Origin of the sequence: Nocardioides hwasunensis (assembly GCF_014779665.1) — a bacterium.
Taxonomy (GTDB): domain Bacteria; phylum Actinomycetota; class Actinomycetes; order Propionibacteriales; family Nocardioidaceae; genus Nocardioides; species Nocardioides hwasunensis.
Genome location: NZ_JACXYY010000006.1, coordinates 328,743 through 341,975 on the forward strand (window position 1 = coordinate 328,743; position 13,233 = coordinate 341,975).

13 protein-coding genes, 1 pseudogene and 1 riboswitch are annotated in these 13,233 nt (G+C 71.1%); of the genes and pseudogenes, 10 read left to right on the top strand and 4 right to left on the bottom strand.

Going from position 1 to position 13,233, the window contains the following annotated elements:
* Positions 1–54: 54 nt before the first annotated feature.
* From IEZ25_RS21570 to IEZ25_RS16150, 7 genes and pseudogenes are all read left to right on the top strand, one after another.
* Positions 55–372, top strand: a pseudogene (locus IEZ25_RS21570) (class I SAM-dependent methyltransferase); the annotation flags it as partial.
* A 70-nt stretch (positions 373–442) separates the two neighbouring features.
* Complete coding sequence (locus IEZ25_RS21575; RefSeq protein WP_224749171.1) at positions 443–775, top strand: hypothetical protein; 333 nt, start codon at positions 443–445, stop codon at positions 773–775.
* A 177-nt stretch (positions 776–952) separates the two neighbouring features.
* Positions 953–2,680 (top strand): 2-isopropylmalate synthase, encoded by a 1,728-nt coding sequence (gene leuA, locus IEZ25_RS16130; protein ID WP_191200462.1) that lies wholly within the window; start codon positions 953–955, stop codon positions 2,678–2,680.
* An 87-nt stretch (positions 2,681–2,767) separates the two neighbouring features.
* Entirely contained in the window at positions 2,768–3,643 is an 876-nt protein-coding gene (locus IEZ25_RS16135) for an alpha/beta fold hydrolase (RefSeq protein WP_191200463.1), read from the top strand.
* A 43-nt stretch (positions 3,644–3,686) separates the two neighbouring features.
* A complete protein-coding gene (recO, locus tag IEZ25_RS16140) occupies positions 3,687–4,415 on the top strand; it encodes a DNA repair protein RecO (RefSeq protein ID WP_191200464.1) in 729 nt (242 codons plus the stop codon).
* A 302-nt stretch (positions 4,416–4,717) separates the two neighbouring features.
* On the top strand, positions 4,718–5,872 hold the full coding sequence (locus IEZ25_RS16145; RefSeq protein WP_191200465.1) for an LCP family protein: 1,155 nt from the start codon (positions 4,718–4,720) through the stop codon (positions 5,870–5,872).
* Between the two features lie 35 nt (positions 5,873–5,907).
* Positions 5,908–6,693: an isoprenyl transferase gene (locus IEZ25_RS16150; RefSeq protein ID WP_191200466.1), complete on the top strand. Its 786-nt coding sequence runs from the start codon at positions 5,908–5,910 to the stop codon at positions 6,691–6,693.
* Positions 6,694–6,696: 3 nt separating this feature from the next.
* Here IEZ25_RS16150 and IEZ25_RS16155 read toward each other — a convergent pair whose 3' ends face one another.
* The 4 genes from IEZ25_RS16155 to IEZ25_RS16170 are packed head-to-tail and all read right to left on the bottom strand — an operon-like array spanning position 6,697 to position 9,887.
* Positions 6,697–7,116 carry a Fur family transcriptional regulator gene (locus IEZ25_RS16155; RefSeq protein WP_191200467.1) on the bottom strand — a complete coding sequence of 140 codons (420 nt, stop codon included), beginning with the start codon at positions 7,114–7,116 and terminating at the stop codon, positions 6,697–6,699.
* Positions 7,103–8,107: a metal ABC transporter permease gene (locus tag IEZ25_RS16160; RefSeq protein ID WP_191200468.1), complete on the bottom strand. Its 1,005-nt coding sequence runs from the start codon at positions 8,105–8,107 to the stop codon at positions 7,103–7,105. Before IEZ25_RS16160 ends, IEZ25_RS16155 begins: the two co-directional genes overlap by 14 nt.
* Positions 8,104–8,922, bottom strand: a complete 819-nt coding sequence (locus IEZ25_RS16165; protein ID WP_191200469.1) for a metal ABC transporter ATP-binding protein — start codon at positions 8,920–8,922, stop codon at positions 8,104–8,106. Before IEZ25_RS16165 ends, IEZ25_RS16160 begins: the two co-directional genes overlap by 4 nt.
* Complete coding sequence (locus IEZ25_RS16170; RefSeq protein ID WP_191200470.1) at positions 8,919–9,887, bottom strand: metal ABC transporter substrate-binding protein; 969 nt, start codon at positions 9,885–9,887, stop codon at positions 8,919–8,921. The genes IEZ25_RS16165 and IEZ25_RS16170 overlap by 4 nt, the downstream gene beginning before the upstream one ends.
* A 109-nt stretch (positions 9,888–9,996) precedes the next feature.
* Between IEZ25_RS16170 and IEZ25_RS16175 the strand changes: the two genes are divergently transcribed.
* The 3 genes from IEZ25_RS16175 (at position 9,997) to IEZ25_RS16185 (ending at position 12,964) form a co-directional block, all read left to right on the top strand.
* Entirely contained in the window at positions 9,997–10,380 is a 384-nt protein-coding gene (locus IEZ25_RS16175; protein ID WP_191200471.1) for an antibiotic biosynthesis monooxygenase family protein, read from the top strand.
* 41 nt (positions 10,381–10,421) lie between these two features.
* A complete protein-coding gene (locus IEZ25_RS16180) occupies positions 10,422–11,822 on the top strand; it encodes a glycine--tRNA ligase (protein ID WP_191200472.1) in 1,401 nt (466 codons plus the stop codon).
* A 65-nt stretch (positions 11,823–11,887) separates the two neighbouring features.
* The gene (locus tag IEZ25_RS16185) at positions 11,888–12,964 is read left to right on the top strand and encodes a hypothetical protein (protein WP_191200473.1); all 1,077 of its coding nucleotides are present in this window, start codon (positions 11,888–11,890) and stop codon (positions 12,962–12,964) included.
* 53 nt (positions 12,965–13,017) lie between these two features.
* Positions 13,018–13,203, top strand: a riboswitch (cobalamin riboswitch).
* Positions 13,204–13,233 lie beyond the last annotated feature (30 nt).

A 13,233-nucleotide genomic window follows, 5' to 3' on the forward strand; every position in this document is an offset into this window, starting at 1 on the left:
GTAGCGTCGTGGGTCGTGACGTTCGAGGTGGCGGGTGAGGCGTACGACCGGTTCATGGGTCGCTACTCAGGTCCGCTCGCGGTCGTCTTCGCCGACTGGCTCGGTCTCGGACCGGGTGCCCGGGCGGTCGACGTCGGCTGCGGTCCGGGCGCCCTGACGGGCGTCCTGGTCGATCGGCTGGGGTCCGACCGGGTCGCGGCGGCCGACCCGACGGCACCGTTCGTCGAGGCATGCCGCGAGCGCCACCCGGGCGTCGACGTACGCCGGGCGCCGGCCGAGGAGCTGCCGTTCGCCGACGACACCTTCGACGTCGCGGCGGCCAACCTGGTCGTGCACTTCATGTCGGACCCGGTCGCCGGGCTCGCCGAGATGGCGCGCGTGACCAGGCCCGGAGGCCGGGTCGCCGCGACGGTGTGGGACCTGCACGGTCGGCGGGCCCCCGATGGAGCCCGTGTGGCGCGGGCTCGACGTCGTCGACCCCACCCGACCCGACGAGGGCGCGTCCGCGGGTGCGCGTCGCGGTGCGACCGAGGAGCTGATGGCGCGCGCCGGGCTCCGCGACGTGGAGGGCACGGAGCTGTCGGTCACCGTCGCCCACCCCAGCTTCGACGAGTGGTGGGAGCCCCACCTCCACGGCGTCGGCCCGGTGGGCGAGGCCGTGGCGGCGCTCGACGACCACCACCGTCGGCGCATGGAGTCGATGCTGCGCGACGACCTCGGAGACGGGCCGTTCGAGCTGACCGCCGTCGCCTTCGGGGTGCGCGCCCGGGTCTGAGCCGTCTCAGTCCGCGGGAGGTGCTGCAGCACAGCCTCCGGGCGAGGGTTACTCTGGTCCCGTCATGATGCGCAGCCTCCTCCTTCGCTGCCGCAACGAGGCCTGACGCCGGCTTCCTCGTTGCGGAGTGTGGCGCGCGCCGGTCGCCCATCGCAGACCGACTCCCCGAGGAACACCATGACCCACCTGAGCAACACCGCCAACCAGCAGGCGACGAGCCCGATGCCGTTCGCCCGCTACACCCCGTTCGTGCCCGTCGACGTGCCCGACCGCACGTGGCCGACGAAGAAGGTCGAGCGCGCACCGCGCTGGCTCTCCACCGACCTGCGCGACGGCAACCAGGCGCTGATCGACCCGATGACGCCCGCCCGCAAGCTCACCATGTTCGACCTGCTGGTGCAGATGGGCTACAAGGAGATCGAGGTCGGCTTCCCCAGCGCCAGCCAGACCGACTTCGACTTCGTGCGCAAGCTCGTCGAGGAGGACCGGATCCCCGACGACGTACAGATCTCGGTGCTGACCCAGGCCCGCGAGGACCTGATCGAGCGCACCGTCGAGTCGTTGGTCGGCGCCCCCCGTGCCACGGTCCACCTCTACAACGCGACGGCGCCCCTCTTCCAGCGCGTGGTCTTCCACGTCACCCCCGACGAGTGCCGCACCATCGCGGTCCGAGGCACCGAGATGGTGATGAAGTACGCCGAGGAGCTGCTCGGCGACATCGTGGGCACCGACGACTTCGGCTACCAGTACAGCCCCGAGATCTTCACCCAGTCCGACACCGACTTCGCGCTCAACGTGTGCGAGGCGGTCTCCGACGTGTGGCAGCCCGAGGCCGGCCGCGAGATCATCCTCAACCTGCCCGCCACGGTCGAGATGTCGACGCCCAACACCTACGCCGACCAGATCGAGTACTTCGGTCGAGGCCTGACCCGTCGCGAGCACTCCGCGATCAGCCTGCACCCGCACAACGACCGCGGCACCGCGGTCGCGGCCACCGAGCTGGGCCTGATGGCCGGCGCAGACCGCGTCGAGGGATGCCTGTTCGGCCACGGCGAGCGCACCGGCAATGTGGACCTGGTGACGCTGGGGATGAACCTCTTCAGCCAGGGCATCGACCCGCAGGTCGACTTCAGCGACATCGACGAGATCCGCCGCACGGTCGAGTACTGCACCAACCTGCCGGTGCACCCGCGCCACCCCTACGCGGGCGACCTGGTCTACACCGCCTTCTCCGGCTCCCACCAGGACGCCATCAAGAAGGGTCTCGAGGACCTCGAGAAGCAGGCGGCCGACCAGGGCATCGACGTGCGCGACATCGCGTGGGAGGCGCCGTACCTCCCCATCGACCCCAAGGACGTCGGCCGCACCTACGAGGCCGTGATCCGGGTGAACAGCCAGTCCGGCAAGGGCGGCGTCGCCTACGTCCTCAAGTCCGAGCACAAGCTCGACCTGCCGCGCCGCGCGCAGATCGAGTTCAGCCGGGTCGTGCAGCAGCACACCGACGCCGAGGGCGGCGAGATCACGCCCGAGCAGATCTGGTCGGTCTTCCGCGCCGAGTACCTCGACCGCGAGGTCCCGCTCAAGCTCAACTCGGTCCACACCTCGAGCGCCGCGGGCGAGAAGGACCAGCTCACCGTCGGGGTCTACGTCGACGGCGAGCGGCGCGAGCTCACCGGTGAGGGCAACGGCCCGATCGCCGCGTTCGTCGACGCGATCGCGACCGTCGGGCACGACGTACGCGTGCTGGACTACGCCGAGCACGCGCTGTCCTCCGGTGGTGACGCCCAGGCCGCGGCCTACGTCGAGTGCGCCGTGGGCGAGAAGGTGCTCTGGGGCGTCGGGGTCGACCCCAACATCGTGACGGCCTCCCTGAAGGCCGTGATCAGCGCCGTCAACCGGGCCTGATCCCTCCCTCCGCTCGGTAGTCCGCATCAGATCTCCGGTCCGAGGACCTGATCCGCCGGAAGATTGATGCGGACTACCCTGAGGGGCATGCTGGTCAGCGAGCGCATCGGACAGCTCTTCGTCGAGTCCGACGGCGGGCGCGACCGGCTCGAGTACACCGAGTACGGCTCGGGCGAGCAGTGGGTCGTGCTGCTGCACGGCCTGCTCATGCCTCGGCGCATGCACCAGCACCTGGCCCGGGCGATGGCCGCGCAGGGGCTGCACGTCGTGACGCTCGACCTGCTCGGGCACGGGCGCTCCGACCAGCCCGCAGATCCGCTCGTCTACTCGACGACCGCGTTCGGCGAGCAGGTCGTCGCGCTGCTCGACCACCTCGGCGCCGAGCAGGCCGTGATCGGCGGACCGTCGCTGGGTGCCAACGTCGCGCTGGAGGTCGCGGTGATCGCACCGGAGCGCGTCCGGGGGCTGATCGTCGAGATGCCGGTGCTCAACAACGCGCTGGTGGCCGGCATCGTCGCGTTCTTCCCGATCATGCTCACCGCGCGCTACCTCCCCTTCACCGCCAACACCCTCCAGCGGGTGGCCCGGTCGGTGCCCCGTGGCCTGGTGCCGTTCTGGGCGGGAGTCGCGCTCGACACCGTCGACCACCGCGCGGACTCGATCGCGGCGACCCTCCACGGGGTGATCTACGGCCGGCTCGCGCCGTCGTCGAGCCAGCGCCGCCGGATCACCGCGCCGGTCTTCATCGTCGGTCACCCGACCGACCCGATCCACCCGTTCGTCGACGCCGACATGCTGGCCGCCGAGCTGCCCCACGCCAGGTTCGAGCGGGCGTCCTCGATCCTGGAGTGGCGCTTCCGACCGGAGCGGCTGACCGTGTCGGCCGTCGACTTCGCGCGCGAGTGCTGGGCGGTGCCGGCCGGTGCCGCCGAGACGGCCCGGGTCCGCGCCCGGAAACGCTGACGGCGTACCGGCCGGGTCGGGGTCGGTGGGGGAGAATGACCACGTGCCCCTCTATCGCGACGAGGCGATCGTGCTGCGCACCCACAAGCTGGGTGAGGCCGACCGCATCATCACCCTGCTGACGCGTCAGCACGGGCGGGTGCGCGCCGTCGCGAAGGGGGTGCGGCGCACGACGTCGCGCTGGGGCTCGCGGGTCGAGCCGTTCACCCACGTCGACCTGCAGCTCGCCGAGGGGCGCAGCCTCGACGTGATCACCCAGGCCGAGACGCTCGATCCGTTCCACGCGCGACTCGGGCTCGACTACGACCGCTACACGGCCGGCACGGTGATGCTCGAGACGGCCGAGCGGCTCGTGACGGAGGAGAAGGAGCCGGCGGTCCAGCAGTTCCTGCTCCTCGTCGGCGGTCTGCGCGCGATGGCGGGTGGTGAGCACCCGGCCAAGCAGGTGCTCGACTCCTACCTGCTGCGCTCGCTGTCGGTCGCCGGCTACGCGCCGTCGTTCGACCACTGCGTGCAGTGCGGCGTCGAGGGACCGCACCGGTTCTTCAACCCGTCCGCCGGCGGTGTGATGTGTGCCGCCGACAAGCTGCCGGGCTCCGCGACGCCCGCGCACGAGACCGTCCGCGTGCTCGGCGCCCTGCTCGTCGGCGACTGGCCCGTCGTGCACGCCGCCGACCCGCGCCACCTGCGCGAGGCCAGCGGCCTGGTCTCGGCCTACCTCGCCTGGCACCTCGAGCGCGGGCTGCGCTCGATGGCCTACGTCGAGCGCTGAGGCGTCTGCCCCGACCGCACCCAGCTTCTCGGCGCCGTCGACGACGAGGGAGCGACGGACGCGCTCAGCCACCAGCGCAACGGGACGGTCGTCCTCCGGCCACGTCGCGCGGTGTCGGCACGGTCCTGCGCCTGCTCGAGCGCCTCGGCTGAGGACGTCATGGCGCATGGTCGCCCGGACGAGCACCGGCCATGACGTCCCGCACGACGGCGGCGGGCTCCGGTCCGCCGAGGCAACAATCCGGGTGCCGGGAGCGTCATAGGGTGCGGAAGCAGCACCTCCCGCCGACGAAGCGAGCCAGCATGACGGACGAGACGACGCCGACGCCTGCGCAGCCGACCCGGCGCACCCGTCGCCGTACGGTCCTCAAGGTCGTGCTGGTCAGCGCACTCGTGCTCGCACTGGTCACCGGCGTGGGCACCTGGCTCTTCGTCCGGCACCTCGACGGGAACATCGAGACGGGCTCGCTCGCGGAGCTGGGGCCGGGCCGTCCCGAGCGGCAGTACACCGGCAACGGCAAGCCGCTCAACATCCTCGTGATGGGCGACGACTCCCGCGACGGCGAGGGCAACCGCATCGATGGCGAGGAGGGCGCCGGCGGGTCGGACACCACGATCCTCGTCCACCTCTCCGCCGACCGCAGCCGGGCGTACGCCGTCTCGATCCCACGCGACTCGATCGTCGACCGGCCCGCCTGCAACGACGGTGACACGCCCGCCGCGACCCGGGTGATGTGGAACGCGGCCTTCACGGTGGGGAAGGAGTACTGCACGGCCGACCAGTTCGAGCAGACGACCGACATCCTGCTCGACCACTATGCCGTCGTCGACTTCAACGGGTTCGGCCAGATGGTCGAGGCCGTCGGCGGGGTCCCGGTGTGCGTGCCCGAGGACATCGTCGACGAGGAGCGCCAGATCTTCGTGCCGGCGGGCGATCCGTCCGTGCTCAGGGGCGACCAGGCGCTGGACTACTTCCGTGCCCGCTACGTCGGCGAGCAGCAGGACCAGAACGACATCTCGCGCATCCGCCGGCAGCAGGAGTTCATCGGTGCGTTGGTGAGCAAGGTGCAGTCGGCCGGCACGCTGGCCCGTCCCGACCGGGTCGTCCGCTTCCTCGACGCCGCGACGAAGTCGTTGCGCACCGACGAGGAGCTCGGCTCGGTGCTCGACATCGCGCGGATCGCCCTCCAGCTGCGCGACATCGGGCTCGACAAGGTCCAGTTCGTCACGCTGCCGACGGACTACTTCCCGGTCGACTCCGAGCTCAGCGGCAAGGTCTTCTGGACGCCCGAGGCGTACGAGATCTGGGACCTGCTCAACCACGACGAGGTGCTCCCGGCCAGCCTCATCGGTGACAGCTCGGTCAGCGCCAAGAAGGCAGGCGGCAAGGGCGGCGGCAAGGGGCACGGCACCGGAGGAGGCGGCGGCTCCGATGAGGTCTTCGGCATCTGTGCCTGACTCCCACGGTCGAGGCACGCCTTAGGCTCTGCACCGTGAAGCGAGAGGTGAAGCCGCCGAGCCCGCACCCGTCCGGTGCCACGCCGCCGCCGGTCCCGAAGGACCTCGTGCCCGAGCACGTCGCGATCATCATGGACGGCAACGGGCGCTGGGCCAAGCAGCGCGGGCTGCCGCGCACCAAGGGCCACGAGGAGGGTGAGAGCACGCTCTTCGACGTGGTCGAGGGGGCCATCGAGATCGGCGTGCAGGCCATCTCCGCCTATGCGTTCTCCACCGAGAACTGGTCGCGCTCGACCGACGAGGTGCGCTTCCTGATGGGCTTCAACCGCGACGTGATCCGTCGCCGACGCGACGAGATGCACGCGCTCGGCGTCCGCGTGCGCTGGGCCGGGCGAGCGCCGCGACTGTGGAAGTCGGTGATCAAGGAGCTCCAGGTCGCCGAGGAGATGACCCGCGACAACGACGTGCTCACCCTGACCATGTGCGTCAACTACGGGGGCCGCGCCGAGCTCGCCGATGCTGCCCGCTCGATCGCGCGCGAGGTGGCCGCGGGCCGGCTCGATCCCGACAAGGTCGACGAGAAGGTCTTCGCCCGCCACCTCTACGTGCCCGAGCTGCCCGACGCGGATCTCGTCTGGCGCACCTCGGGGGAGCAGCGGCTGTCGAACTACATGCTCTGGCAGGCGGCCTACAGCGAGCTGGTCTTCACCGACGTGCTGTGGCCCGACGTCGACCGCCGGCACCTGTGGGCGGCCGTCGAGACCTACGCCAGCCGGGACCGGCGCTACGGCGGCGCGATCCCCAACGTCCCGGCGACCTAGTCGTCACACGCAGCGCGGACAGGTCCCGAAGATCTCCAGGGTGTGGCTGAGGTCGGCGTAGCCGTGCTCCCGGGCTATCGCGCTGGTCCAGCGCTCGACGGCCGGCCCCTCGACCTCCACCGTCGCCCCGCAGGTGCGGCACACGAGGTGGTGGTGGTGCGCGTCGGAGCAGCTGCGCCACACCGCCTCACCGTCCTCGTTGCGCAGCATGTCGACCTCCCCGGCCTCGGCCAGCGCGGCGAGCGTGCGGTAGACCGTGGCCAGCCCGACGGACCCACCCTGCTGCGAGATCAGGTCGTGGATCTCCTGCGCGCTCCGGAAGTCGTCGAGCCCGGCGAGGGCGGCGGCGACCGCCCGTCGCTGTCGCGTGGGTCGAACCGTCGAGCGCGCCGCGGTGTCGTCCTGCGCCTCAGTGCTCGTCATAGTGCTCTCCGTGCGGGGCGTGCCGGTGGCCGTCGTGGACGTAGTCCACGTGGTCGCCGTGCGGCACCGCCGGGTGGCCGCAGTCGTCGCCGTGCGCGTGCGGGTGCTCGACCGGTGAGCGGTGCGGGGTCGCGGTGACCTCGGGGAAGGGGGTCATCAGCCGGCTGCGGCGACGCAGCCACACCCCGAGCGGCCAGGTCGCTGCGAACATCGCCAGCGCGACCATCACGATGGTCGGTCCGGGGTAGACCGAGACCCGGAACGACAGCGCGGCGCTGAGCAGGAGCCCGCCGACCGACGCGAAGCAGCCGACCGCCATCGCGCCGAACAGGGTCACCTTGAACGAGCGGGCGAGCTGCTGGGAGGTCGCCACGGGGACGACCATGAGGGCCGAGACCAGCAGCAGCCCCACCGTGCGCATCGCCACGGTGATGCTGACCGCGGCCAGCACGGCGATGAGCAGGTTGTAGGTCCGGACACGCAGCCCGGCCACTCGCGCGAAGTCCTGGTCGCTGGCCACGGCGAAGAGCTGCGGCGACAGGCCGAGCGCGACCACCAGCACGACCACGGTCAGCGCGGCGGTGAACCACACGTCGGCGGAGGAGATCGCGTTGAGCGAGCCGAAGAGGTAGGCCTGGAGCGTCGCGGCGCCCTGCCCCGCGATGCCGGTGATCAGCACCCCGCCCGCGAGCCCGCCGTAGAAGAGCAGGGCCAGCGCGACGTCGCCGTTGGTGTGCCCGCGCTCGCGGATCAGCTCCATCAGCACCGCGCCCAGCACCGCGACGACGATCGCGGTCCACGTCGGCGAGGTGCCGGTCAGCAGGCCCAGGGCGACACCGGTGACGGCCACGTGCCCGATGCCGTCGCCGAGCAGCGCGAGCCGTCGCTGCACGAGGAAGGTACCGATCGCGGGAGCGGCGAGCCCGGTGAGCAGGGCAGCGACGAGCGCGCGCTGCATGAAGCCGAGGGAGAAGAGGTCGACGAACGTCATCGGTGGTGCCCCCGCTCGAAGTCGAGGGGCGAGGAGACGTGGGGCGCGTGGTCGTGACCGCCGGGCACACCGTGATCGTGGTGGTCGTCGTGGTCGTGGGCGTGGTGGGTGTGCGCGGCGACCTCCTGGGTCAGGGGCGGGCCGTCGTAGGCGACCAGGCCGTCCCGCATCACGACCGACCGGTCGATCAGCCGCATCATCGGACCGATCTCGTGCGCGACCAGCAGGATCGTGGCTCCCTGCGCCTTGAGCCGTCCCAGCGCGTCGGCGAGTGCCTGCTGGTGGGGCAGGTCGACGCCGGCAGTGGGCTCGTCGAGCACCAGCAGCTCCGGCTCGCCCGCCAGCGCCCGCGCGATGAGCACGCGCTGCTGCTGGCCGCCCGAGAGCTGCGAGACGCCGTACGACGACCGGTCGGCGAGGCCGACCACCTCGAGCGCCGACTCGACCGCCCGGCGGTCGGCCCTGCTGGTCGGCCGCAGCAGCTTGCGCCGCCCGACACGACCGGACGCGACGACCTCGCGGACCGTGGCGGGCACGCCCCCGGTGGCGGTCGAGCGCTGCGGCACGAAGCCGATCCGCTGCCAGTCGGTGAAGTCCTGGATCGGCGTGCCGAACAGCCGGACCGTGCCGCGGGTATGGGGGAGCAGGCCGGTGACGGCCCGGACCAGCGTCGACTTGCCCGAACCGTTGGGCCCCAGGAGCGTCACCGTGTCGCCCGTGCCGACGCTCAGGTCGACGTCGCGCAGGATCGGCCGGCCCCCGATCGAGACGGAGACCTGCTCGAGGACGACGGGCGCGGGGTCGGCGGTGCTCACGAGCAGCCGTTGGCCTGCTGCAGGGCGGCGAGGTTCTCACGCATGAGGGAAAGGTAGTCCTCGCCGGACGTGGCGTCCGAGAGCCCCTCGATCGGGTCGAGGACCGCGCTGGTCACGCCCATGTCCTGGGCGAGGGTCTCGGCCATCTTCGGGCTGACCAGCCGCTCGGAGAAGACGGTGGTCACGCCCTCGGTCTCGATGAGCTCCTGGAGGTGGGCCAGGTCGGCCGCCGTGGGCTCGGCGTCGGGGGAGAGCCCGGCGATGGGGTCGAAGTCGAGGCCGTAGCGGGTCAGGTAGGCGAAGGCGTCGTGGCTGACGACGGTCGCGGTGCGCTCGCAGGTCGCGAGGCCGTCGGTGAGCTCCTGGTCGACCGACTCGAGGTCGCTGCGCAGCGACGCCGCGTTGTCGGCGTAGGTCGACGCGCCATCGGGGTCGATCTCGGCGAGCTCGTCGGCCACGGCGTCGGCGAAGTCGGCCACGAGCAGCGGGTCGAGCCAGAAGTGCGGGTCGACGTCCCCGTGGTCGTGGCCCTCCTCGCCCTCGTGGGCGCCCTCGTCGCCGTGGTCGTCCGTGTGGTCGTCGGCGTGCTCGTCCTCGCTGTGGTCGGCCGGCAGCAGGTCGATGACCGACGCCGCGTCGAGGACGGGCGCGTCGGTGTTCTTCGCCGCCGCGTCGACGGCGGGCTGGAAGCCGTCCTCGAGCACGACGAGGTCGGCACTCTCGAGCGCCGCGGTCTGGGCGATGTTGAGGTCGAGGTCGTGGGGCTCCTGGCCCGGCTGGGTCAGGTTCTCGATCGTCCAGCCGTCACCCGCCACCCGCTCGGTCACCCACGCCAGCGGGTAGAACGACGCGACGGCCGAGCGACCATTCCCGGACGAGGCATCGGACTGACCGCATCCGGCAAGGAGGGCGGTGGCGGTCAGGAGGCTGGCGCTGAGGGCGACGGAGCGGGCGACGGACAACATGAGAACGATTCTCATGGCAGTTGAGAATCATTGTCAAATCATCTGGTAGTCCCCTACGTTCTGGGCCGCCTCGACGATCACCACTTCGTAGGGGACTAGCCTCGGGCCTGTGCTCGTCGTCACCCGCCTCCGTACGCCGTCCACCCCGTCCGGAGCCGACCCGGCAGCCGAGGCCGAGCTGCGCGAGGGCCTGCTGCGCGCGCTCGCCATCCTCGAGGCCAAGCCGGGCTTCGTCACCGGCGGCGTCGGCCGCAACGTCGACGACCCGGCGCTGTGGGTGCTCACCACGCGGTGGGAGAACGTCGGCTCCTACCGCCGTGCCCTGGGGTCGTACGAGGGCAAGATGCACATCCAGCCGCTGATGGTCCACGCCCTGGACGAGCCAAGCGCCTACGAGGTCGTCGAGGAGGGGACCGACCTCAACGAGGCCATACCCCGGCGCCGTCCTGAGGAGGGCGAGGGACGAGCCCGTCTCGACGGGTCGATAGGCTGAGCGCTCTCGCTCATCTGCTCGACGCTGAAGGAAACACCACCGTGGCCAAGCCCGCTCCGACCGCTCTCGACAACGTCGTCTCCCTGGCCAAGCGCCGAGGCTTCGTCTACCCGTGCGGCGAGATCTACGGCGGCACGAAGTCCGCCTGGGACTACGGCCCGCTCGGCGTCGAGCTCAAGGAGAACATCAAGCGTCAGTGGTGGCGGTTCATGGTCACCCGGCGCGACGACGTCGTCGGCCTCGACTCCAGCGTCATCCTCCCCACCCGCACGTGGGAGGCGAGCGGCCACCTGAGCACGTTCAGCGACCCGCTCACCGAGTGCCAGTCGTGCCACAAGCGCTTCCGCGAGGACCACCTCCAGGAGGACTACGCGGCCAAGAAGGGCATCGACGACCCCGACACGGTCGACATCAACGAGTCGGTCGCGTGCCCCAACTGCGGCACCCGCAACGCATGGACCGAGCCGCGCAACTTCAACATGATGCTCAAGACCTACCTCGGCGTGATCGAGGACGAGTCCGGCCTGCACTACCTGCGCCCGGAGACCGCGCAGGGCATCTTCCTCAACTTCGCCAACGTGGTGACCTCGAGCCGCCAGAAGCCGCCCTTCGGCATCGCGCAGATGGGCAAGAGCTTCCGCAACGAGATCACGCCGGGCAACTTCATCTTCCGCACCCGCGAGTTCGAGCAGATGGAGATGGAGTTCTTCGTCAAGCCGGGTGAGGACGACGAGTGGTTCCGCTACTGGATCGAGGAGCGCACCCGCTGGTACGTCGACCTCGGCATCAACCCCGACAACCTGCGCCACTACGAGCACCCGCAGGAGAAGCTGTCGCACTACTCCAAGGGCACGACCGACATCGAGTACCGCTTCGGGTTCTCGGGGCGTGACTTCGAGGAGCTCGAGGGCATCGCCAACCGCACCGACTTCGACCTCAAGCAGCACAGCGAGTTCTCCGGCAAGGACCTGTCCTACTACGACCAGGCCGCCGACGAGCGCTACCTGCCCTACGTCATCGAGCCGGCCGCCGGCCTGACCCGCTCGCTGATGGCGTTCCTCATCGACGCCTACACCGAGGACGAGGCGCCCAACACCAAGGGCGGGGTCGACAAGCGCGTCGTGCTCAAGCTCGACCCGCGCCTGGCGCCGGTGAAGGTCGCGGTGCTGCCGCTGAGCCGCAACGCCGACCTCTCGCCCAAGGCCAAGGCGCTCGCCGCCGAGCTGCGCGAGAACTGGAACGTCGACTTCGACGACTCCGGAGCGATCGGTCGCCGCTACCGCCGCCAGGACGAGATCGGCACTCCCTACTGCGTGACGGTCGACTTCGAGACCCTCGACGACGACGCGGTCACCGTCCGCGAGCGCGACACGATGTCGCAGGAGCGCGTCAGCCTCGACGGCATCACCCGCTGGTTCGCCGAGAAGCTCGTCGGCTGCTGAGGCGCCGCCGCCCCTGAGGTGTGGGACTGTGGGCCGGTGGTCCACTTCTCACCTCGGGGGACGTCATGACAGCTCGCGCCCGGCTCCTGGCCCTCACCCTCGTCGCGGGCCTCGCGCTCCCTGCGTGCATCGCCTCGGCGGCGCCCTCGCGTGAGCCAGCGGCGCGCGCCGACGACGCACCACGCACGATCGTCGCGGCGCGTCTGCCGCGCGGTCCTGACGCCCGGATCGACTTCATGCAGGACGGGGTGATCCACCCGGCCGACGGTGGGCGGGTCTCGGTGCGGACCCCGGTCGACCGCGACCAGCGCCAGCTGCTGGGCACGAGCCGCAGTGGATGGCTCGTCGCCGTCCGCAAGGGCTACCTCAGTCGCGTGGTCGCCGTACGTCCCGGGCGGGCGCCGCAGGAGCTCCGCCGGACGCGCACCACGTCCTACGGCGACTCCTCGATCGGCTGGCTGCTCGCCCGCGACGGCAGGCAGCTGCTCGCGACGACGTACGACCGAGGAGGCAGCACCACGTCCGTGCAGACCCTCGCGGGCAAGACGCTGGCGAGTCGCTACAGCGGTTCGTTCTTCACCCCGTTCGACGCCGACGCCGGCCACGTGGCGACCTGGTCGGAGAACAGGTTCGACCGGCTCCGGGTCGTGGACTGGGTGCCGCGCACGTCCCGCACGGAGATCGCCAAGAACGCGACCTGGGTCTCGCTGCGCGACGACCTCGTGTTCGTGCGCACCACCGGTCGGCTCTTCGGGCCCACGTCCATCTCGGCACCGGCCGCGCCGGCGTGGGCGGAGCCGTTCTCGCCGCTGGCCGTCTCACCCGACGGCGCCACCGCGGTCGGGCTCCGGATCTCCCGGTCGAGCTTCGACAGCCCCGCCGTCCTCGACGTACGTCGGATGAGCGACGGCAGGCTGCTCGACTCCATCGCCTACGGCGAGAGGATCACCCAGGACAACTGGTCGCTCGGCACCCGGCACGAGCAGACCGCCGCCTGGCAGGGCAACCGGCGCTTCGTCTTCCAGCTGACCACGCCGCGCGGCGCGGTGCTGGTGCGGTGCGACCTGGACCGGGCCTGCCAGCGCGCCTCCGACGTCGGTGGCGACATCTCCTTCGCTCACGAGTCGTTCATGTGGTGGTGACGCGGGCTCGTCGTCCACGGACAGGACCGTCAGGAAAGGGCTGGACCGCGCGCCGCTAGGCTGCGCGTGCCAGTCGTGCTCCCCACCTGGGGCGCCAGGGAATCCGGTGCGAATCCGGAGCTGACGCGCAGCGGTGAGGGTGACGGGCGGGACATCGATGTCACTGGGCCACGTGCCCGGGAAGGCGTCCCGGCCGGTTGAACCCGAGTCCGAAGACCTGCTGGCAACCGCCGACTCCCGTCGGCGCGTCCACCGGGTCTCGCGAACGG

Coding starts and splice junctions, on each gene's coding strand:
- IEZ25_RS21575 (WP_224749171.1), top strand. CDS start 443: ATGGAGCCCGTGTGGCGCGGGCTCGACGTCGTCGACCCCACCCGACCC.
- leuA (WP_191200462.1), top strand. CDS start 953: ATGACCCACCTGAGCAACACCGCCAACCAGCAGGCGACGAGCCCGATG.
- IEZ25_RS16135 (WP_191200463.1), top strand. CDS start 2,768: ATGCTGGTCAGCGAGCGCATCGGACAGCTCTTCGTCGAGTCCGACGGC.
- IEZ25_RS16145 (WP_191200465.1), top strand. CDS start 4,718: ATGACGGACGAGACGACGCCGACGCCTGCGCAGCCGACCCGGCGCACC.
- IEZ25_RS16155 (WP_191200467.1), bottom strand. CDS start 7,116: ATGACGAGCACTGAGGCGCAGGACGACACCGCGGCGCGCTCGACGGTT.
- IEZ25_RS16160 (WP_191200468.1), bottom strand. CDS start 8,107: ATGACGTTCGTCGACCTCTTCTCCCTCGGCTTCATGCAGCGCGCGCTC.
- IEZ25_RS16170 (WP_191200470.1), bottom strand. CDS start 9,887: ATGTTGTCCGTCGCCCGCTCCGTCGCCCTCAGCGCCAGCCTCCTGACC.
- IEZ25_RS16185 (WP_191200473.1), top strand. CDS start 11,888: ATGACAGCTCGCGCCCGGCTCCTGGCCCTCACCCTCGTCGCGGGCCTC.